At 32.6% G+C, this 23,944-nt stretch carries 13 protein-coding genes; 6 read left to right on the top strand and 7 right to left on the bottom strand.

Going from position 1 to position 23,944, the window contains the following annotated elements:
• From DFQ10_RS12965 to DFQ10_RS12940, 6 genes are all read right to left on the bottom strand, one after another.
• Complete coding sequence (locus tag DFQ10_RS12965) at positions 1-3,462, bottom strand: hypothetical protein (RefSeq protein ID WP_115817861.1); 3,462 nt, start codon at positions 3,460-3,462, stop codon at positions 1-3.
• A gap of 169 nt (positions 3,463-3,631) precedes the next feature.
• The gene (locus DFQ10_RS12960) at positions 3,632-5,287 is read right to left on the bottom strand and encodes a family 16 glycosylhydrolase (RefSeq protein ID WP_115818004.1); all 1,656 of its coding nucleotides are present in this window, start codon (positions 5,285-5,287) and stop codon (positions 3,632-3,634) included.
• A gap of 20 nt (positions 5,288-5,307) precedes the next feature.
• Positions 5,308-7,392 carry a PKD domain-containing protein gene (locus DFQ10_RS12955; RefSeq protein WP_115817860.1) on the bottom strand — a complete coding sequence of 695 codons (2,085 nt, stop codon included), beginning with the start codon at positions 7,390-7,392 and terminating at the stop codon, positions 5,308-5,310.
• A gap of 14 nt (positions 7,393-7,406) precedes the next feature.
• The gene (locus DFQ10_RS12950; protein WP_115818003.1) at positions 7,407-8,864 is read right to left on the bottom strand and encodes a RagB/SusD family nutrient uptake outer membrane protein; all 1,458 of its coding nucleotides are present in this window, start codon (positions 8,862-8,864) and stop codon (positions 7,407-7,409) included.
• Positions 8,865-8,874: 10 nt separating this feature from the next.
• Positions 8,875-12,075: a SusC/RagA family TonB-linked outer membrane protein gene (locus DFQ10_RS12945; RefSeq protein WP_115817859.1), complete on the bottom strand. Its 3,201-nt coding sequence runs from the start codon at positions 12,073-12,075 to the stop codon at positions 8,875-8,877.
• Positions 12,076-12,324: 249 nt separating this feature from the next.
• A complete protein-coding gene (locus DFQ10_RS12940; RefSeq protein ID WP_115817858.1) occupies positions 12,325-15,144 on the bottom strand; it encodes a triple tyrosine motif-containing protein in 2,820 nt (939 codons plus the stop codon).
• A gap of 215 nt (positions 15,145-15,359) precedes the next feature.
• Between DFQ10_RS12940 and DFQ10_RS12935 the strand changes: the two genes are divergently transcribed.
• Both DFQ10_RS12935 and DFQ10_RS12930 read left to right on the top strand, forming a co-directional pair.
• Positions 15,360-17,051, top strand: a complete 1,692-nt coding sequence (locus DFQ10_RS12935) for a hypothetical protein (RefSeq protein ID WP_115817857.1) — start codon at positions 15,360-15,362, stop codon at positions 17,049-17,051.
• Positions 17,052-17,166: 115 nt separating this feature from the next.
• Positions 17,167-17,775, top strand: coding sequence for a hypothetical protein (locus tag DFQ10_RS12930; RefSeq protein WP_115817856.1), 609 nt, complete (start codon positions 17,167-17,169; stop codon positions 17,773-17,775).
• A 41-nt stretch (positions 17,776-17,816) separates the two neighbouring features.
• Here DFQ10_RS12930 and DFQ10_RS12925 read toward each other — a convergent pair whose 3' ends face one another.
• Positions 17,817-19,064, bottom strand: a complete 1,248-nt coding sequence (locus tag DFQ10_RS12925) for an NAD(P)/FAD-dependent oxidoreductase (RefSeq protein WP_115817855.1) — start codon at positions 19,062-19,064, stop codon at positions 17,817-17,819.
• A gap of 105 nt (positions 19,065-19,169) precedes the next feature.
• Between DFQ10_RS12925 and DFQ10_RS12920 the strand changes: the two genes are divergently transcribed.
• The 4 genes from DFQ10_RS12920 (at position 19,170) to DFQ10_RS12905 (ending at position 23,937) form a co-directional block, all read left to right on the top strand.
• A complete protein-coding gene (locus DFQ10_RS12920) occupies positions 19,170-20,702 on the top strand; it encodes an HAL/PAL/TAL family ammonia-lyase (RefSeq protein WP_115817854.1) in 1,533 nt (510 codons plus the stop codon).
• Between the two features lie 101 nt (positions 20,703-20,803).
• Complete coding sequence (locus tag DFQ10_RS12915; protein WP_115817853.1) at positions 20,804-21,940, top strand: WG repeat-containing protein; 1,137 nt, start codon at positions 20,804-20,806, stop codon at positions 21,938-21,940.
• A gap of 14 nt (positions 21,941-21,954) precedes the next feature.
• Positions 21,955-22,707: a 3-oxoacyl-ACP reductase FabG gene (fabG, locus tag DFQ10_RS12910; RefSeq protein WP_115817852.1), complete on the top strand. Its 753-nt coding sequence runs from the start codon at positions 21,955-21,957 to the stop codon at positions 22,705-22,707.
• Positions 22,708-22,719: 12 nt separating this feature from the next.
• A complete protein-coding gene (locus DFQ10_RS12905) occupies positions 22,720-23,937 on the top strand; it encodes a beta-ketoacyl-[acyl-carrier-protein] synthase family protein (RefSeq protein ID WP_115817851.1) in 1,218 nt (405 codons plus the stop codon).
• Positions 23,938-23,944: the final 7 nt, after the last annotated feature.

Raw genomic sequence — 23,944 nt, 5'->3', positions numbered from 1 at the left:
CTACTTTTTTACAGATACAATAATTTGATTTACTTCACCAGTACGATTGAAAATTTTATCGCTTGTAGTTTCATCAAGTTTTAAATCATCAAACTTAGAAGTTGAACCATCGTTATAAATCACTTCAACTCTATTATTGTCTTCCAATTTATAGATAACAGGAACTTGGCAATATGTAAAACAAAGTGACCCTTTTTCTAGTGAAATTGTTTTCAACTCCTTATCGATAGCTGTGTATTTGAATGTTTTTGCTTCGCTTAAAAACTCTTCAGTTCTTAACAATCTTGGATTAAAAAACAGTTTTCCGTCCTCTACAAAAACACCTAATTCTCCAAAACGACATAATACATCTTCTTTAACCTGACCAGTCATACCTGGTTGCTGCGCCCCTTTTCCACCTGGTGTATGAGAATATGGATCTGTTGGAAAAGCACCATATAATTCTGGTGACTTATGGGCACCAATGCCTTCATTAATTTCGTAATAATGCTCTAATAATCTACCTATAGTTTCTTCGCTTTCATTATTTGCTACTGCCAATAAACAGTTTTCTTGAGTTGCTAATAATAACTTAGACACCATATGCCAATAAATAGACCCTAAACCTTCGTAACCGTAGAATGTACCTGAACGACCTGTGAAAGATTTATGGTCAAACATCTCTTCAAAAATGTCTAATAATAACGTTTTATCAGATGCAATTAAGTCATCATATTTCCCTTCTGGCAATTGGCTAAGAGCCGTTTTTAAGCTGTCTGCATTATTAAAATTACCGTTAAAATGATATGCTCCTAAAACATCTTTCTCTATAATTTGAGTATTATTATCAGCAATCAATTGCTTTAATAACTTTGATTTTTCAACAGATGCAGATGGGATATTATTTTTATCTACAAAGCGTGATAATTGCTTATTTGGATATAAAATATAGCTGTATTGGTCGTCTCTAAAAAGTGCACTAGCTTTTAAAGCATCTAGTAAACTTAAAGCTTCTTTTGGCTTTAAATAACCTGAACTTAAAACAGCAACCTGACCTTCTAACATTTCTGGTAAGTATGAAATGGATACTTCTGTATCATTTTCTACCGTCATTAAGTTATAAGCATGATATAAATTATCTGCTCTTTTGTTCGCTTTAATTGTATGATCTAAATACTGCTTTAATACCGTGAAGAATTCTAATAACCCTTCTTTTGAAATAGATTCTTTATCACTAGAAAATCCTGTTTCATAAATTTTTAATCTATAATCGCTACCAGCCGTACCCAATCCATCTAAAATGGTCTTTCTTTCTTTGTCGGATACTTTTCCTGATAAGACTTTTACATTGTCATTTAATGTTGACACTACACCATCAAAAAACGCTTTTAATTCCACTGAAAGATTATATTCCTTCTCTGAAGAATCTTGCACAATCCCTTCAAAGAAATTAATAAATCGTCTTAGGTAATATAAAGTTACCATAGACACACCATTACCAACTAATGCGTTATTGGCATCATTCCATTCTGGTCGTTGTGTGTTTAACCAAATTCCGCCTTCTGGAATAAAATTAGATACTTTGGCTAAAACGGTTGCTAATAATTTTTCTATTAAGTTGACCTTATGAATGAAATAGTTTTCATCTCTCAATAAAGCACCATCTGCACCTAATCTTTCTTTTACTGTGTTAATTTTTTCATCTAAAGCATGGTCAAAATCTATAGTATCCTTAGGATTTTTTAAAGTGTCTTGATAGCTTTTAATTTTATATGGTACGTTAGCATATACAAACACATCTTGAGTAAAACTACCTGCTAATTTAGCAGGATAATGCTTCTCTATAAACTCTAAAAACTTTAATAGGTAGATAATTTGATGATCTCCCCAATAACCAATATAAGACCATGGATCATCTGGCTCAATGGCTTCCCAGTCAAATCCATCTTTTGTTACTCTGTAAGGATTGTAACCTTCAAAAGTAGTTGCATTAAAAAACTTATGAATCATCCCTTCCATAAAGGCAGGATAAGAATGCGCTAGTGTTTCCCAGTTTTGGAAAATATCTCTCCAGTTACCTTCGTAATCTAAAATTTTAGAACCATCTATTTCACTGCGTGTATTAATAGAAAATTTGTTCCAAGGTCTACTTGGATCTCCATGTCTTCTACTAAATTTTAATGGTAAATATTCGTAGCATAGTCTTTTAAAATTGCTGTCATCATCTTGATCAGCAAGATCTTTAATATAATCTACATTGAAGATTTTAGGTAAACTATTTAAAATTTCTTCTTTACTCTTTGACACCTTTTTATTGGCCTTAGATATGTACTTTACAAAATCTTCTTTTTCAATTTTATAATCGTCATCAAAGATGCCACCTCTCATAATATTGAAAAGTGTATTTGCAAAATGTCTTGTGTTTCTTAATTTATCATCACCAAGCTGAATTCCGTCTGAAGCACCAACTAATTCTAGAAGATTTTTAGTACCAGCATCTATATCTTTCTGTACAAGCTCTTCGAGGTTAGTGTTCCCTTTAATTTTTTCTGAAATATTATTAATTTCACTTATTGTTTGGTTGACTTCTGCCACAAACATCCAACTGCGCTCTCCATTTGGTTCTAAGCTTAAATCCTTAACAATAAAGTAAGCCCCTTTTTCTGCTCGGATATCTTTTTCTTCAGTAATCGTTTTACCATTTCTGAAAGCATCTAACTGTAAAGATGAAATTAAATGCGTAGGATTATCTAATCCTGAAGACCATACCGTATTTGCTTTTAAAGCTTCACTTGGCTCAGCTTTATCTACAATTATGGCACTCAAAGCAAATATTCCTATTCCAGAATCTGATTCTAATTCACACTTTTTATACGCATCAATTAAGTTACTTGTTGCATTTTGAAAATCTGAAGCCAAACCATATGGTAGAATATTTTGAATACCATCTAAAATAGTAACATCAACTTTTTCATTTGTATCATTAATAATATCAGCTTTTCTCACAAAACCAAATTGGTCACTAGAGTTCCATTGGTATCGATAAGTAAGACCTAAGTCTTCGTTGATTTCTTCAAAAACAACTTTATTACCGTAACTGTTTTTGTAAAGGTTTCGTTTAGTCGCATAAACTCCTTGATAGCGATTAGAAAACGGCTCCCATAAAAACGTCTTGCCGTTTTTATGAACCTGAATAATCGTTTTACTACCAGTTGTTTCTAATGATTCAGTGATTTTATCATCTGTATAATAAGGAAACAATGCATTATTTGCATTTTTTCTACCTGCAGTTAACGCTCCATTACTAGATATAAATAACCAATGGTTAGAATTACTAACAAGACTCATAAAAAATGGTCTCATTTTATCACTATTTGAGATTTTATAATAGTCTTCATTATAAAGTGATACAAGTTCTCCTTTGACATCTAACTGGTCATTTGAAGCTTTTTTATTTCCTATATAAATGGGATTCTTTGTCATTGGTGTCGTACTATTTCTAATAATAAATTTCTAAAAAATAAAGCTTAGCGCTTTACAAAATGAATTCTTTTGTTTTTATATCCAATCTAATTGGCCTTTAATAAAATTTTTAAAAGGTCGAACTAATAGCTCGACCTTAAAAAATAACTAAATCAAATATTTATAATTTTTATTGGTATACTCTTACATAGTCAATTTCCATTGAATCTTCTGTAAACCCAGGATCAATTGTCCCTCCTAAGGTACCTCCCATTGCAATATTCAAAATCACAAAGAAGTCTTTATCATAAAAAGGTAAATCTGAGTTGTTTGCCAATGTGTAATATGCTGTGCCATCTACAAATATTCTCACTGATTCTTCTGTCCATTCTAATGAATACACATGGAATTCTGATGTTGCACCAGTTATAGTTGTAATTTCACCATAACTAGCGTTGTTATTTGTTCCTGCATCAAACCAATGGCAAGTTCCTAAAATATCGTCTTTATTACTACCTGTTTGTTCCATTACATCAATTTCACCACAAGCTGGCCATCCAACATCAGGGAAGTTTGCACCTAACATCCAAATAGCAGGCCAAGTCCCTTGAGCTGCAGGTAATTTTGCTCTCACTTCTACTCTACCGTATGTAAATTCTTGTAAGCCTTGAGTTTTTAATCTAGCAGAAGTATATCCACTACCATCGGCTTTCGCTGTTATTTTAAGAAAACCATCTTCTACTATTACATTATCTGCAGCATCAGTATAGGTTTGAGCTTCACCATTTCCCCAGCCACCTGCACCTAAATCGTAGGTCCAGTTTGCTGCGTCTGGTGCGCCATTTATATCAAATTCATCTGACCAAGCTAAGGTTGGAAAGGCATCTACATCAAATGGGTCTTGAGTTTGATATTTAGCATACCAAGCATAACCACCTCCTTCTTGAATAAATCTAACATGTAATTCTGTATCACTTATTGAAATAATATCATATTCAACAGATCCTGCGTACCAGCCCATAAAACCACCATCAGAAATCTCAAAACTCGTTTGTCTGTATGGTTGTTCTGCATAAGTTCCTTCTAACGCTGCCATTGATGATGACGGGAAGAAAGATACATTTTTAACACCATACATGCTTGGAATTACACTTTCATCTTGACAAGTATCACCGGCTACACCAAGAATATCTGCATAAGTCCCTGGTACAAATGCAGGTCCTTCTGTTTGCTCAAAAGTTATTCCATTTTCTGTTTTTGTAAATACAAACTTATCACTATACATACATGATTTTTCTTCATCAAATGGCTGAATAGCATTCCACCAAGCCTCATAAGCAAATTCACCATTCCCATAATCTTCATCTACAGGTCCTAAACCTACATGTAAAGGAACATTAGCTGCCCAATACCAAGTTTTGCTGTCGCCTACATTGGTACCACTTAAGAAACTTTCTGCTTCTGGATCTGTAAACGAACTATAAACTTCAATTTCTAATAATGTACTGGTCATTATTCCACCTGTTCCAATGGCATTAACGACTACGGTATATGAATTTACTCCTACATCAGTATATCGATGAGTAATTTCACCACTAGGTGCTATATCACTTTTTTCATCTCCAAAGTCGAATCTATAGCTTATTTCGTTATCTGCAGTTGAAACAAAATTCACGAATCCACTTCCATCACCATAAGGATTATCTGCATCTTGCCCTACAATCTCTGCTGTTATAGTTATGTTTGTTGGTGTAACTATATCACCAAATTCGTAGTTATCTTCTTCACAGCTCACTATTAAAGTAAGTGAAAGTAAAAGAAACATTGTATATTTTAAATTTCTCATGTTTTTCATCTTTTTCTTTTTTAAATTTTCACCAATTTATATTGCCAGAATACACCTGCTCCTGCTTCAACCATTACGTTAATTGTATTATTATCTATAATAGTAATGTCATAAACTATTGAGGTTGGTGCATCTGCCGGACTAGCTATTTCACCAGTATTCACTGCTTTTGCTAAACCAATGTAAGCTCCAACACCATTTATTGTAAGTGTTCCTGCATCTAAATCGAGATCATAAGTTGCATTTGCTGAACCATCATGAGGTGCAACAGGCACGCCACATGCATCTCCTCCACCTTGCCAAGCTTCTATCCAAGTTTCAGAACCTAATACATTAGAAAAAGAACCATCCGATCCAAAAACATACTGATCATCATAATAACATGCTCTATCTCCAACACAAACTGCATCACAATTCCACCAAGAAATATCTCCAGGCGTTGGCCCTACTCCAAGTGAACCTGCTTCTGCGGATAATTGCCATGATCCGGCAAGTGGTGCAGGTGCTGCTCCCTCTTTTGTAAAATTAAATTGCCAAAATACTCCTGAACCCGCTTCAATATATACAGACATTTCTGTATCAAAGTTTGAAAGCGTAACGTTATAAGTTACCGATGATGGTGCGTCTGCTGGATTTGATAGTTCACCAGTATTAGTTGCCTTTGGAACACCTAAATAAGCTCCAACACCGTTTAATGTAATTGTTGCTGCTCCTTCATCATATACAAAAGTTGCTGCTCCAGAACCATCATGAGGTGCTACAGGCGTCCCACAAGTATCTCCACCACCTTGCCAACCTTCTACCCAAGTATCAGCACCTAAAACATTGCTAAATGAGCCATCAGCATTAAAAATGTATTGATCATCATAATAACATGCTCTCTCAATTACACAGTCTGAGTCGCAATTCCACCATCCAATATCACCTACAGCAGGCCCTACTCCTAATGATCCTGCAGTTGAAGACAACTTCCAAGTACCAACTACTCCTGTTGGAGTACCTGAAGGTGCTTTCCAGAAATATAAATTATCGACAAATATTGTACCTTCTGCTGGGTTACCATCTAACTTAAATTGAATAATATCACTTAAATCTACCAACGGGTTTTGATCCGTAAAAAATGATAAAGGAATATCGAACGACGTCCATTGTTGTGCTGTTAAATCCAAATCATATGCTGTTTCATTTGGACCCGTACTAATTGGTGATATTTTAGCATCGTTTTCATCTGCTGTCCAGACATCAACATGTAAATACTCCATTTGCGAAGCATCAATTGGTGTGCCTGAAAAATCTATGCCTTGGTAATTTAAATTTGTGTACTGCAACATTTCATCTCCTCCTAAATTGAATAAGTTGAAAGTTGTGGATTGTCCCCAATTTGGATAAAAATCAACTCCTGTGATATCTGTATAAGTACCACTGAATATTGAAATAACATCCGTATCTGATCTTGAAGGCTGTGTTGGTGCAGAACTTAATGGCTGCACTATTTCTGTCACTTCAAAATCTACTTCTGTATAAGTTGTAGTTTCTATAGCTGCTCCCATTGCAGTAACTGTTATAGTATACAGGCCAGCATTTTCGTAAGTGTATGAAGTCACTTCTCCTATATTGGTTTGAAGAACTTCTGAACCATCTCCAAAATCAACTTCATAAAACATAGCGTAATCTGCCGTTGCTGTTACATTTACCTGTTTAGATATAGCTGCATCATTTTCAATCGTCACCATTAAATTCTCTGGCGGATTAAACGATACCACCAACTCTTGAGTGATTTCAGTTTCTAAACCTGTTAAGCCAAAGGCTACAACTTTTACGCTATAAGTTCCCTCATCATAAATATGAGTTGTATTTTGGCCTTGAGCTACACTTGCAGCCTCTATAGTACCGTCACCGTAAAAGACTTTAAACGCTGTTGCTCCATCAGCGGTTGGCGTTATAGTAACTAAGCCCGTATTATCTTGCGTTACTGTAAATGTTGCTAATACATTAGTGGGAGCAGCTGCCGAATTTAAAAAATCCGTATTATCATCATCTGTAACACAGCTATTAATTAGAAGTGCTATAAGACATAAACTAAATATATATTTTACTGTTTTCATAGTATTCTTGTTTTTTAATAATCAGGATTTTGTTCCCAGTTATTTCCTGCTAATTCAATCTCTATTCTAGGTATAGGAAATAGAACATTCTTATTAGAGAAATTTGGTATAGAATTAGTTCTACCTGTTCTAACTTGGTCAAAAAAGCGATGACCTTCACCTGCCAATTCTAACCTTCTTTCTTTGTATATATCTTGAGTTAAATTAGTACCTGAAGTTTGTATTTCATCCAATCCAGCTCTAACTCTTACCAAATTAACATAATCCTTTGCTTTTGAATCATTGAGCCCACTTCTATTATACGCCTCCGCTGCCATCAATAAAACATCAGAATATCTTATTGCTCTATAATTATTACTATGAGTAAGATTTACATCTCCAGAATTTGCTTCAGCATAAGGAATATATTTTTTATTGTAATAACCTGTATAGTCAAGTTCATTACCTAAACTGAATGTTACACTTGGATTTTCAGCAATAAAAGATTCCATACTTAATATAGTAGCATCACGTCTTTCATCATCTGCTGAATATAAATTATACAATTCTTGTGTTGGTGGATTAAAACTAAAACCAGAAGTAAAAGGAGCAAAATCACCACCTGTAAATCGTGGTCCCATAAACCCAACAGCTATGTTTCCTTCAACACATTGAAAACAATCAAAACTACCACCTTCACCACCGAAATATTGTACTTCGAACACTGATTCTGAGTTATTTTCGTTTGAATTTAAAAAGATAGTTGAAAAATCGTCTACCAATTGATATTGACCAGAATTAATCACAAGGTCTAAAGTAGTGGCTGCTAATTCAAATTTCTCTTGGTATAAATATATTTTACCTAATAATGATAGCGCAGTACCCTTGGTTACTCTACCATTTTGATTTTGCTGCCATGGTAAGTCATCTATTGTTGATTGTAAATCTGCTTCAAGTTTTGCATACACCTCTGCTTTAGGCGTTCTAGGAATTGATTGTGATTCTTCTATTGTAATTCTTCCATTGGTATATAATGGTACGTCACCAAAAAACTTCACCAATTCAAAATAATAATATGATCTTAACACTAGGTTTTCCGCAAGCAATTGCTCTTTTCCTTCAAAATCAATTTTATCTTGAAATTCTACAATATAATTTGCACGACTAATCCCTGCATACATAAACTGAAATACACTTCGTAATGCACCATTATCTGGTGTATGCGTCATGTCATCAATTTGTTGCCAATCTAAAACGTCTGTTGGTGTTTCACCTCCACATAAACTGTTATCTGAAGCTATTTCTCCCAATATATTATTGAGGTACGTTGTTGACAATAAATCATACACACCTACTAGTGCATCTTCGTAATCCGACTTAGAATTAAAATAATTCTCACTATTTTCTTGTCCTTCCGGTAGCGTATCTATATAATCTTCACACGCAAAGCATGTTAAGATTAAGAATAAAGCTGTTATTTTTTTTATAGTCATTTGTCTTAAATTAAAATGAAACATTAATTCCTGTTGTAAACGTTCTTGTCTGTGGATACTGGCCGTAGTCAACTCCTGCACCTAATGGGCTAGAATTGGACACATCTGGATTGTAGCCTTTATATTTAGTAAAAGTATAAAGGTTATTTATTGCAACATAAATTCTGATTTTGTCTAAGTTTAAATTATCCAATACCGATTTAGGAAGTGAATATCCTACTTGAACGTTTTGAATCCTTAAATAAGAACCATCTTCAACATAAAAAGACGAAAATAGAAAATTATTTGAAGCTGTATTTGAAGCTCTAGGTACAGAATTTGAAGTACCCTCACCTGTCCAACGATCTAAATAAAGGTCTGGCTTATTACTGTAAGTAAGGAATCTTTCATAACTACGTGCTATATCGTTACCAATAGAAGCATACAAAGAAGTTCCGAAATCAAGAGACTTGTAGTTTATATTTAAATTAAAACCCATTGTAACATCAGGAATTGGATTACCAATAACTGTTTGGTCATCGCTACTCCCATATTCTACAACTCCATCTCCATCAACATCTACGTATCTTATATCCCCTGGACTTGCACCTGTTTGATAAGCCGTATCTTCGCTATTAATAGTTCCGTCGTTATTTGTATCTGTATTTAACGCATCAATTTCTGCTTGATTTTGATAAATACCATCCATCTTAAGACCATAGAAAACGCCTATAGGCAATCCTGTTTGGAATCGAGATGTTGTTTGACTTAAACCAAAAAGTCCACCTGATATAAATCCGGCCGCATTATTAACCTGAAGCGCTTTATTTTTAATTGTTGTTAACGTATAACCTGCACTAAAACCAAAATTATCATTAAAGTCATGCTTGTAATTGATACTTAAATCAATTCCTTTATTTTCAATAGTACCAGCATTAACAAATGGAGCAGAACTACCTCCAGCAGTTGATCCTAAAAGACCTGATACTTCTGGCACTAACAATAAATCCTCTGTAGTTTTCTTATAATAGTCAACAGTCAAATTTAACTTACTATTAAACAGCCCTATATCTATCCCTATATTTGTCTGCTTATTCGTTTCCCATTTTAAATCAGGATTAGCTAATGCACCAACGGCATTACCAAATGACAATAAATCATTGAAAGGATAAGTTGCTTCACCAGTAGTTCCTTGTAAAAGACCTAACCATCTGTAATCACCTATTTTATCATTTCCTGTTATCCCCCAACTTCCTCTAACTTTAAGTTTATTAATAAAATCTACCTTAAAGAATTCTTCATTAGATGCTAACCAACCAACAGAAACTGAAGGAAAATTACCTACTCTATTATTCGGTCCAAATTTTGTTGAAGCATCACGTCTTACCATTGCAGACAATATATATTTGCCCTCATAATCATACTGAACTCTTCCGAAAAAAGAATACCATCTGTTTTCATTTCTACCATCTGCAGACGTCACTAAACTAGAGGTTACTTCATCATCCACAACCTGAATAATAGAATTTGAATTTCCTAAATACGCATTATCCCATGAATCTGGCCCACTATTTAAAGGTCCAGAACCAAAAAAGCCTTTATACACCTCACTTCTTATGGAAGTACCTACTAAAAAATTAAAATTATGTTTATCATTAAATGACCTGCTGTATTCAATAAAATTTTCCCAAGTATAATCGAAAGAATGCTGAGAATTTTCAGCAACTGTGCCATAAAGATCTCTCTGTCCATCATCATTTCTATCAACATCAAAAGCTCCAGAATTATTAGTCTCTAACTGAACATTATTTACAACTTTACCTAAACCGTAGTATTGAAGCGGATAATATTCTCTTCCTCCATAATCTGAGTAATTAAAATTAAATCGAGTTGTAGCTTTTAAATCTTCGATAACATCGTAAACTAATTCAATTTTACCTGTAAAACGATCTGCCCTACCTTCATTGTATGTGTTATTTATAAGCGCTAGTGGGTTTATAATTTCGTTACCCTGCTCTTGACCAATGTATGCATATCCATTAGAGATATTTGAAGGTGTAGAATCATCATAAACAGAAGTTAAAGGAGAAGCATTCAACGCATAGTACAATGCAGACCCTCGACCTCCTTCTGCTATAGATTTATTTCTAATATTTGTGTATAATAAAAAGGTATTTAGTTTTAATTTTTTTGAAATGTCTACACCTAAGTTATTCTTGATAGTCCAACGTTGATAATTAGACTTATCACTTTCAATTATACCATCTTGAGCAAAATAACTTGCACTAAAACCATACGTAGTAGATTCTGACCCTCCATTAACACTGAAATTATGATTAAACATTGGAGCTTGTGAGAATAATTCTTCTTGCCAATCGGTGTTAGTACTTAAATTTTGCAAATTTGGATAAGGCAAAGCATTACCATCAGCGGCTTCCGTTTCATTCACATATGCAGCGTATTCATAGTTATTAAGCATATCGATTTGATTATCTGCTTCCTGAATGGTATAGTATGAATTGTATGAAAATTTTGTTTTTCTATTTTTCTTTCCAGATTTAGTGGTAATAAGAATAACACCATTTGCTCCTTGTACTCCATATATAGCAGAACTAGCATCCTTGATAATGTCCATTTTTTCAATATCATTAGGATCTATAATACTAAGATCACTTCCGATATTAACACCATCTACAATTACTAAAGGAGAGTTATCTCCATTTGTAGTTATACCTCTAATTCTAATATTGAGAGAAGCTCCTGGCGAACTAGAATTTGCATTTACTTGAACTCCTGCCGCACTACCTTTTAATGCTTCTTCAATTCTCGTCGGATTAGTTTCAACAATACTTTCTGCATCCATGCTAGAATATGCACCTGTAACTAATTCTTTTCTCTGCGTACCATAACCAATTACAACGACCTCACTTAAAGACTCTGAGTCTTCAACTAAAGCAATATTCAATGGGTCACTGTTTAAAATCGTAATCTCTTGCTTAACAAAACCAATATATGAAACAACTACTACAGAATTTAATGGTACGTCTTTTAAAGTAAAGTTTCCATCAAAATCTGTTGATGCTCCTTTTGAAGTATTCTTAAGGATTACATTAACACCTGGTAAAGGTTGTCCTGAAGATGCTTCAGTTACCGTTCCAGTTAGATCTACATTTTGCCCAAATGCCGTCATTGTTAAAATGAGTGCAAATAGCGTGAAAAGTTTTATTTTCATAGTTTATTTAATTAGATAATGTAATATTAGAAAATAAAAATTGAGAATTCTTAAAATAGGGCTATACATAAAACATACAACGTAAAATAAAACACCAAAAATTACCAATAAAGCATTCAACACCCCTTTATTTTATGATATTCTCCGAATTAACTTTTACTTAACAAAACTCATGTAAACAGTTAAAACGATGCTAAATACATGTTTTGTATAGGTATTGTATAGGTAAATAAGACAAGTGTATAGGTGCTATAATTCAATAATGTAGTTAGAGAGACTTTGTTCGTGTTCTAACCCAAGTTTTTTACGCAAACGATAGCGCTTAACCTCAACACTTTTATGAGAAATATTTAGAAGAGGAGCTATTTCTTTGGAAGACAGATTCAACCTTAAATAAGCACACAATCTTAAATCATTAGGAGTAATAGATGGATGAAGTGTCTTTATTCTTTTCATAAAATCTTTATCGACATTATTAAAGGCCTCTTCAAACAATTCCCAATCGTTTGTATTGTTTATGCTTGAGTTGATGAGCTTAACTACTTTATTAACTTCATTGAGCGATTTACTTTTAGTTAGCTCACTCTTAATATTACTTAACAATTCATTACGCTTTACTAAATTCATAGTTGCCATACCAAGCTCCCTATTCTTATTCTCAATGTCTAATTGTAAGTTTTTGTTTTTAAACTGTATTAACTGGCGCTGATTTTCTGACTGCTCTAGCGCCAATTGTCTTTCCTTTTTTTCAATGAGCTTTTTTTGCTGTTTTTTATAATGCTTTTTATTGAAATAATACAGCACATAAATAAAGAGTAATGCTAAAACAAAATAAGAAATTATGGCCAATGGCTTAAGATACCATGGTTTTTCAATCGAAAAAGTATACGACAATATATTATTTGATACAACTCCTCCTGTTATTGCTCTTGCCTCAAAAGTATAATCTCCATGAGGCAAATTTTTAAAAAACACTTCTGAACTTGTAGACCAATCACTCCAATTATCATAAATACCAGTTAACTTATATTGATATTTAGACGTTGAAAGCTTATCGTAATTAGTTACACTGTACTTAAACTTTATATTATTAGTTTTATTTTTAAAGACGCTAGGATTCATTAAATCTAATGGTACAAGTTCATTAGGATGAGAACCATTACCAACACTGATTAGATGTATATCTAAAGCTCTATTCTTAAGTTTATTTAAATCCATTATTAAATACCCTTCTGTAGTTCCAATTAGATAGACGTTATTCCCCAACTCTAATATATTTTCAAATCCAGATTTGCTTTTACGTACTTCACCAGAAATAGCAATAGTATTAATTTTTGGCTCACTTGATAATTTCCCAGGCTCTATATATATAATGTCATTATTAGAAAATCCCCATAATTTATTATCCTCTCTATCGTTAATTAGCTTACCAGAAACGTAATTTTTACCACTAAACAACTTACTTAAAACGGTATCAGCTATGAATGTTTGATTTTTTACATCATATGAAAAAAAGCCATCTTTTGAACTGTATAAGATTTTATCATCATAACTTATAATACTAGATTTTACGCCTTCATTGATTGACAACTTCTTAAAATCAACGACCTTATTAAAATCATCATCAATCTTAATTTTATATACTCCTTTATGCTCATGGCTCACTAGTAATTCATGTGACCCAAGAAATTCAAAATATCGAGAAGAAATATCAAAGCCCTCAATTTTATTTCTATAACTCCATGTATTAGCTTTTTTTTCTAAAATATTTAACCCTTTATAATTACCCTGGATTAAAAGGTTTGGAAAACCTTCAATTTCTTTAACAACCCAAGTTCCCAAAACATTAGAAATTTCTTTAGCATTACCCTTATTAATTAAAAATGTTCCTTTATCATGGCCACAAAACAATGCGCCTTTTACTACAGACAAGCTCCAAACCTGGCCTTTAGTCCCTTCTATAAATCTAAATTTGTCTTTAGAACTTATGTTTTTATAAAACAAGCCTTGATTAGTTCCTAAATAAAGATGATCCTCTACATGAGCAGCAACATATACCGTACCTAAAACCCCTTGTTTATCAGTATACACGCTATATGGAGAATTCAGATTAATCACATTTATGCCATTATCTAAACCTAGCCACACATTATCATAACTGTCTTCCTTAATTGACAAAACAGTATTATTGCTCAACCCAAAAGATTGGTTAATTTTCAATAACTCTTTACCATTTTTATCTACATGAAATATTCCATTAGCGATTGTACCTAAAACAAAACTTTCATCTTTTAATCTAACACTACTATAAATACTTAAATTGGAAAATGGGATATCAGAATCTTGATACCAAGGCAATATTTCACCATTAATAAAATTAAAAAAACCATTCTCTTTGGTCAGTAATAACAACCCTGAATCTATTACAAACATATTCACCAATTCTTTATTAGCAATAGCTTCTGGTGAAATCACTAAGGTTTGCAAACCATTTTCAATCTTAAAAACACCTTTATTTGTAATTTGAAAATAAATGGTTTCACCTACCTTAAACATTTTATTAATCCTAGAGTCAGAATTTATAATATCAAAACTATCTTCTTCTATATTATAAATGTAAATTCTATCAAACGACTGAAACAAAACGTAACCTTCAATATCAATAATACCCCAAAAATCCTCATCTTCCTTTATTGAAAATTTTTGATTATTAATTAGGGAGGTATACATTAACTTGCCTTGGTTATTTTTAGTCCAATAACCAAAATCCATATATCCACCTGAATAAATTTTATCACCAACAACCCTTACCGACCTTAAAATGCCATCGTTTGGAGAATTATAAAGAGCCCAAGACGCACCATTATATTCTAGTAAACCTTTATTATTGGCAACATATATAAAATTGTTTTCAGCTTGAGTTATTGCCCAATTCTGATCTTCAGCACCATAATCTTGAGAAGTAAATATTTGGATAGGTGGAATCTCTTGTGCATAAAAATTCACACTAAGAAGTAGTGTTGTAAGTAAAAAACAAAGATTAATATTAAGTTTATAGAAAACTGGCATAAAACAAATATTGTATAATGCTGTTAAGGTAGTAAATTTATTAATAAGCCATGTTTATTAGGCTTAACATCTTCAATGTTTTAAACATGTATAGTTCTAAGTTACAGAAAAACAACCAAGTTTTCATTAAAAAACAATAGTTCTTGGAGTTAAAAAGAATCTAACCTGATAATTTTCAATATATTCGACCAAATAACAATTATAAACTTTATTTGATGAAAAAAGCATACCTATTACTTTGTACATGTCTTTTCTTACTGACATTAAACGCACAAAAAGAATTATCTCCGGATTATAGTTTTAATGTTAGTGAACCTTATCAAGTTTATGATGCTGCAAAAAAATTCTATTTCAGTAAAAACAAACAAGTCTTAACTGTTAAACCTTGGAAAAAATATTTAGTCATTCAAAAATTTGATGTAGAAGGATTAGGTATTATTTCAGAAAAAAAATACGAAGATCTCCCTGATAATTATGTTGTAGAAGGAATGATTGAACTGCAAGACAAGTATTACTTTTTTTACTCATCGTGGTCTGGAAAAAAAACAAAGCATGAACGTTTATATTACAGAGAAATCAACTTTGAAACTGGTGAGTTTATAGGGGAACCTATTAAATTAATTGATATTTCAGGAAAATTAGCCGGATCACCAATGGCTACATATACTACTGGCGTTAATTTTGGTGCAATGGGAATGTTTGGCGGCTTTGGAGTTACAGACAAATTTGACTTTATTACTTCTTATGATGAATCTAAACTTATGGTACAATACAGAAAAAAACCAGAGGTAAAAAGAGACACTAAAAGTTATGATATAATAGGTGTTAACGTATATGATTTTACTTTAAATCCTGTTTGGTCTAATGAATATAAAATGCCATATACTGAAAGACGAATGAATTTACTCGATTTCGCAGTAGACTCTGAAGGCCATGGCTATATGCTTTCTAAAGTATTTCATGACGATAGTAATAAAGACAAAAAGAAAAAGAAAGACAAAGATGCTAATTACCACATGGAGTTATTTAGACTTTTAGATGGCTCGGATAATATAGAAATTACCAAAATAGTTTTAGATGATAAATTTATTAATGGAATTTCATTATTTGAATCTTCAGATGATTTTATGATTTGTGCAGGTTTTTACACTAATGGTTTAAATAATAGATTAGCAAACTCTGATGGATTATTCACATTTAAAATTGATAAAAATGGTGAATTAGTAGAGAAAAAGTCTCACGAGATCCCTGTAGAAGTTCTAAACCAATATGTTAGTGATAGAACTAAAAAGAAGAACAACAAAAAAGACGAAAAAGACAAAGCAGAGTTTATTAATTTACAACTTAGAGATTTAGTTATATATAATGACGGTAGCCTTGTACTAATCGGAGAACAAACCTTTGTGGTACAACATCGCACATCTAGTGGGCGTATTTATTACACTTTCCATAATAATGACATGTTAATTTCTAAAATAGATCCAAACGGTGATTTAGCTTGGATGAAAAAATTACCAAAAAGACAATCTGGAGCACCTAAGATGGGACAAGTTTATGACACAAGTAAGACTTACCAAGGAGGCATGTCTTACTCCTATTTTTATACAAACGGAAACCACTATTTAGTTTATTTAGATAATGTAAAAAACATAGACTTACCTTTAAACAAAATCCCAGCTAAACATAGCGATGGCCATGGTGGCTACTTAACTGCTTATAAAATTAATGATACTACAGGTGACGTTGAAAAAGATAACATTTTTGATACCAGAAACGTCACTAAAAAACTTGAAGTTCATCAATTCAGCAACAATAGAGTTATTAAAACGGCCGAAAATGAATTTGTAATAGAGTTCTACAAAAAGAAAAAAGAAGACGTTTTAATTAAAGTGAAAATAAACCAATAACGTAATGCAATAAAGTTAATTATAATTTAAATTGCTAACTATTAAAGTTTAAATAGCACAATTACAATTAATTATTTTCAATATATTTGACAAATCAATAACTATAAATCTTATTATGAAAAACACATTATCACTAGCGTTTATTCTATTAGTTTCAACTTTAGTTTACGCACAAAAAATGAAAGTAGCAGAAGGCAATTTTGATTTCATTGAGAGCAATCAAGCCATTAACGTAGAGTTTGATTACAGCAATATGCAAATCAACAAGGACAACCTTACTAATGACGAATACGTTAAAGAACGTAGTGAAGATTTAGAATCTAAAGGAAAAGGAAAAGGTAAGACTTGGGCAAAAAAATGGTTGGCTAGTAGAGAACTAATATATGCTCCAAAATTTTTAGAGCTTATGAATAGAGATTTAGCCGAAAAGAAAGGCATGTCTTTTGAAGAAGGGCTTACAGATGCAAAATACACACTTATAGTAGAAACTGTTTGGATATATCCAGGTTATAATGTTGGCGTTATGAGACAACCAGCAAAAGTAACTACACTATTAAAATTTGTTGAAACAGCTAATAGAGATAATGTACTATTAGAAATCACTAGTAAACATGCACCAGGAGCTCAATTTGGCGGTACGTTTAGTAATGAAGATCGTATTGGTGAAGGTTATGCTAAAACAGGCAAAACTTTATCTAAATTGATTATGAAAAAAGCATTCTAATATCAATTAGAACTTAAGTATAAAAGTGAGTAATTAGTGATCTAATTACTCACTTTTTGTTTTTCCATATCTATAATATGAGCAACAGTCCTAACAAGTCTATGGTGATTTTTCACAAAAGGATTAGTCTCATCCCATACATAACCTGCTAATACAGCACATATTTGTTTCTTAATTTCAGGATTTTCTGGCCTATGAAAGAATAATGTTTGTAAATTCCCTGTATACCATTCTTTTACGTACGTAGAAAAAACATTAACTCCACGTTTTATGTAGTCAGAATATTCTACCTCCCAATCTACAGTTTCATTACGCAAAGATTTAGTAATCAATTTCGCTGCCATTAATGCAGATTCAGTAGCAAAAGTAACACCTGAAGAAAACACAGGATCTAAAAACTCTGCACTATTACCCGTTAGCACGTATCCTTTTCCATAAAGTTGCTTCACAGACTTAGAATAATTAGTGATTTCTACAGGTTTAAATAAAAAGTCTACATCTTCAAATCGCTCTCTATAATAGGAAGACAATTTCAACATTTCAGCTAATTTCTCTGAAGAAGAACCTTCAAAAGACTCTATAAATTCAGTAGGCCCAACAAAACCAATACTAGTTACTCCATTAGAAAACGGAATCACCCAAAACCACAATCTTGTATCAAGGACATCAAAAGTAATCCTAGTTCCTTCCCAACCTTCTGGTCGTTTTATATCCTTAACATGTGCAAATATCGAAGACTGATTCAGCAGTTCTGAAGGCTTTTCTAAATCTAAAAGTCGAGGTAAAACTCTACCATAACCACTAGAATCAACAATAAATTTAGCATTTACTTTGTAGATTTCACCATCCTTCTTTTTTATAGAAGTTACAGAACTTCCGTCGTCATTAAAATGTACATCAATCACTTCTTCTTCAAAAGCAATGTCCACATCTCTTTTAAGAAGCTCATCGGTCAGAGTTTTATCAAAATCAGCTCGTGGCACTTGCCATGTCCAATTCCAACCTTCGGTATGTTTTTTACTAAAATCAAAATTACAAACCTCATCTCCTCTTAAAAAGCGCGCACCATCCTTAACTTCAAATTCTTTCTTTTTCAAGCAATCTAATAAGCCTACTTCTTCAAAATGATCCATACACCTTGGCAGCAAACTTTCACCAATAACAAATCTTGGAAAATTGTTTTTTTCAACAACTTTAATTTTTAACCCATTATTATGTAAATAAGAAGCCGCTACACAGCCAGAAGGCCCAGCACCAATTATTAAAACATCAACATTTATATTACTCATTATTTTAAACCTAAAGATTCATTTATTATTTTAAATTTGCACATAAGCACAGCTACAACTTGTGAGTTGTAAAAAATATTCATTAAAGATATTGAAAAAATATAGATGGTAAAACTTAAAGGGGAATTAAGAATTGAAGATTTTTATAAAGTAATATTTGAATCTCATTCTATTCAAATGGATGATACTGTTTTAGAGACTGTTGAAAAAAGCTTTAACTTTTTAAAAGAGTTTTCAGAAAATAAAGTTATTTACGGTGTCAATACAGGTTTTGGCCCAATGGCACAGTACAAAATTAAAGATTCTGAAAGAATACAATTACAATACAATTTAATCCGTAGCCACGCATCTGGCACAGGTAACCACATACAACCAAAGTATGTAAAAGCCGCAATGCTAGCAAGATTAAACACCTTATCATTAGGTAACTCTGGAGTGCACATATCGGTTATAAATTTAATGACCGAATTGATTAATAGAGATATCACTCCGTTAATATATGAACACGGAGGAGTTGGCGCAAGCGGAGATTTAGTACAATTAGCACATTTAGCATTAGTACTAATTGGTGAAGGAGAAGTCTTTTACAAAGGAGAACGTAAAGCAACAAAAGACGTTTTTAAAACGGAAGGTTTAGAACCAATTTCAATAGAATTGCGAGAAGGACTAGCTTTAATGAATGGTACTTCTGTAATGACAGGTATAGGCATTGTAAATACAGTTTATACCAGACGATTACTAAATTGGATGATTTCTTGCTCTGCCGCAATTAATGAAATTGTAAAAGCCTACGATGATCATTTATCTTACGAGTTAAATCATTCAAAAAGACATATAGGACAGCACAAAATCGCAGAAGACATGCGTGCTCACCTAAAAGATAGTGACTTAACTAGAAAGAGAGAGCATCACTTATACGAGAAAAACAGTGATAATGTTTCTGTTTTTGAAGATAAGGTACAAGAGTACTATTCATTACGTTGCGTTCCTCAAATATTAGGACCTGTTTTAGACACTTTAAATAGTGTTGAAAGCATCTTAATAGAAGAAGTGAATTCTGCTAACGACAATCCTATTGTAAATGTTGAGAAACAACATGTTTATCATGGTGGAAACTTTCATGGAGATTATGTTTCTTTAGAAATGGATAAGTTAAAAATAGTAGTTACAAAAATGAGTATGCTTGCAGAGCGACAATTAAACTACCTACTTAATCCAAGCCTCAACAACATATTACCTGCATTTGTAAATCTTGGAAAATTAGGACTTAATTTTGGTATGCAAGGTGTTCAATTTACAGCGACATCTACAACAGCCGAAAATCAAATGTTATCTAACCCTATGTACGTTCATAGCATCCCAAACAACAACGACAATCAAGATATTGTGAGTATGGGAACAAACGCTGCATTAATCACCAAAAAGGTTATTGAAAACGCTTTTGAAGTTTTAGCGATAGAAATGATTACTATTATTCAAGCTATTGAATACTTAAAAGCACAAGACCAGGTATCTTCAAAAACGAAGAAAATGTATGATGAAATAAGAAAATTAGTTCCTATATTTACGGAAGACGTTGTTATGTATCCTTATGTAAATGAAGTTAAAGCTTACATAATGAAAAATGAGTCAGTATAAGAGCTAGTGTAGAGTAACGTCTTTTGCTAAAAATATAATTATTCCTTAGAATAGTTATATTGAATTTTATATGTGATAAATGGTAAAAAATATATAAACACATGAAAACTAAACACTTATTTCTACTTGTATTTTTACAAACTATTTTTTCAATTAATGCACAAGAATTAGCATTGGTTAGGGACAATGATTTATTTGGCTACATCAACACTTCTGGAGAATATGTCATTAAGCCTCAGTTTCAAAAAGCATCAAGTTTTTCCGAAAAATATGCAGCAGTTCTTCAAGGAGATAAATGGGGACTTATTGACACCTCTGGAGAATGGGTACTTCAACCTGAATATGACAAAGTAAAAGATTTTAATTCTGGTTTTGTTTTAGTTCTTAAAAATGACCAATGGAATTATATAGATGCTTCAGGCGAAATATTAAAAACGCCTGTACATGAAAAATACTATGATTTTAATGATGGAGTTGCATTTTATAGAAGCAATAAAAAATATGGCCTTTTAGGAACCGATGGCAAACTTATATTAGAACCTACTTACGATGTTATTAAACCATTTAATAATGGCTATGCAAGAGTGAGAAATGGGGATAATTGGGGGATGATAAACAAAAAGGGAGACGTTTTTATTCCACTAGAATACCTAGAGATAGGAGATTACAACAGTAAAGGTGTTGGAGCTAGAAAGGGTGATTCTTTCGGAGTTATAACCAATAATGAATTTAACATTATTAGCGGAGCTGATAAAATTTGGGACTTTACAGATGATTCTGATCTAACTTATGCACGTAGTAATAAAAAAGTAGGATTTGTTAATAATAAAGGAGAATGGATAATTCAACCAACTTTTAAAAAGGTTAGAGCCTTTAAAAATGGCTTAGCACCAGTTACTAATGATAAACTTTGGGGATACATAAATGAAAAAGGAGAAAAAGTAATTGATTTTATCTACAGAGATGCTGAAACATTTTCAGAAAGTGGTTTAGCTCCTGTAAAAGAAAAGAAACTTTGGGGTTTTATAGACAAATCAGGTAAAACGGTTATAGCTGCAGAATATGTAATTACTGCTGGAGGTCTATCTATTTTTAGCAAAAATTCTATAAAAGGATTTCACAATGGATTAGCGCGTGTAAAAAAAGGCAAAGAATGGGGTTTTTTAGACACCAATGGAAATCCTTTAGGAGGCAAATGGTATCAAAACGTTGAGCTATTTGTAAACACCGCTCTATAATTAGCATAATATAAATGAACGAAAAAGAACAAGTAACCAAGTGCGCTTTAGTAACAGGAGGTTCTAGAGGCATTGGCAAAGCAATCTGTATACAATTAGCAAAAGATTCTGATTATCATATTTTAATTAATTACCAAAGCAATAAACAGGCAGCTTTAGACACTTTAGAAGCTGTAAAAGAAGCTGGTGGAACTGGCGAAATACTTCAGTTTAATGTGGTTAATAATGAAGAGGTAAAATCTACTTTAGATAATTGGTTAGAGCATAATAAAAACGCTATCATTGAAGTCATCGTTAATAACGCAGGCATTACAAAAGATGGATTGTTTATGTGGATGACTCAAGACGATTGGAACAATGTAATAAATACAAGTCTCAATGGTTTCTTTAACGTCACAAATCACTTAATTCAAAAATTACTCGTTCAAAAATACGGACGAATAATTAATATGGTTTCGCTCTCCGGCTTAAAAGGTACAGCAGGTCAAACTAACTATTCAGCCGCAAAAGGCGCTGTAATTGGCGCAACTAAAGCTTTAGCCCAAGAAATTGCTAAACGTAATATTACTGTAAATGCAGTTGCTCCTGGATTTATAAAAACAGACATGACTGGTGATTTAGATGAAAAAGAATTAAAGAAAATGGTGCCTGCAAATCGTTTTGGAAACCCAGAAGAAGTAGCTCATTTAGTGTCTTTTCTAGCCTCTAAAAAATCCTCTTACATAACAGGAGAAGTTATTAATATTAATGGAGGGCTTTACTCTTAAATAAAGTTGAAAATGGGAAGAGTTGTAATAACTGGAATGGGTATCTATTCTTGTATTGGTAAAAATTTAGATGAAGTAAAGGACTCTTTATATAATGGTAAGTCTGGAATTGTTATTGACGAAGAAAGAATCCCTTTTGGATATCGCTCTCCTTTAACAGGCATGGTTGAAGAGCCTAACTTAAAATCACAACTTACTAGAAGACAAAGAATAAGTTTAGGGGAAGAAGGAACTTACGCTTATGTAGCTACTGTTGAAGCTTTAAAAAATGCTAAAATCACTCAAGATTTTTTAGATGCAAATGAAGTAGGCATCTTGTATGGTAATGATAGTACTGCAAAAGCGGTTATCAACTCTATAGACACAATTAGGGAGAAAAAAGACTCAGCGTTAGTTGGTTCAGGTGCGATATTTCAAGCTATGAATTCTACAGTAACCATGAATCTTTCAACGATATTCAAATTAAAAGGAGTCAACTTTACTATAAGTGCTGCTTGTGCAAGTGGGTCTCATGCTATTGGCATGGCATACCAACTTATTAAGAGCGGATTACAAGATTGTATTATTTGTGGAGGAGCTCAAGAAATTAATAAGTTCGCAATGGGTAGTTTTGATGGTTTAGGCGTGTTTGCTATGAACACAGATCAGCCAGAAAAAGCTTCGCGTCCTTTCGATAAAAACAGAGATGGTTTAGTGCCAAGTGGTGGTGGAGCAACTTTAGTCGTTGAGAGTTACGAATCTGCTGTTAAAAGAGGAGCACCTATTTTAGCCGAAATTATTGGATATGGCTTTTCTTCTAATGGAGATCACATATCTACACCAAACGTTGATGGACCATCAAGAGCTATGCTAAAAGCTATTAAACAAGCAAATATAGAAAGTAGCACTATTGATTATGTAAATGCTCATGCAACCTCAACACCTGTTGGAGATGCTAATGAAGCTAAAGCAATTTACAATGTATTTGGCGAAAACGGACCTTATGTAAGTTCTACAAAGTCTATGACTGGCCATGAATGTTGGATGGCTGGTGCAAGTGAAGTTATTTACTCTATGTTAATGATGCAAAATGATTTTATTGCACCAAATATTAATTTAGACCAACCAGATGAAGATGCGACTAAATTAAATTTAGTAAGTAAAACACTAGATAAAAAAATTGATGTATTTTTGTCGAATTCTTTTGGATTTGGAGGAACAAATTCAGCATTAATAATCAAAAAAATATAGAATAAAG

The sequence above is a fragment of the Winogradskyella eximia genome, from assembly GCF_003386165.1.
Classification (GTDB): domain Bacteria; phylum Bacteroidota; class Bacteroidia; order Flavobacteriales; family Flavobacteriaceae; genus Winogradskyella; species Winogradskyella eximia.
This window is presented reverse-complemented; position numbering and strand designations above follow the sequence as displayed.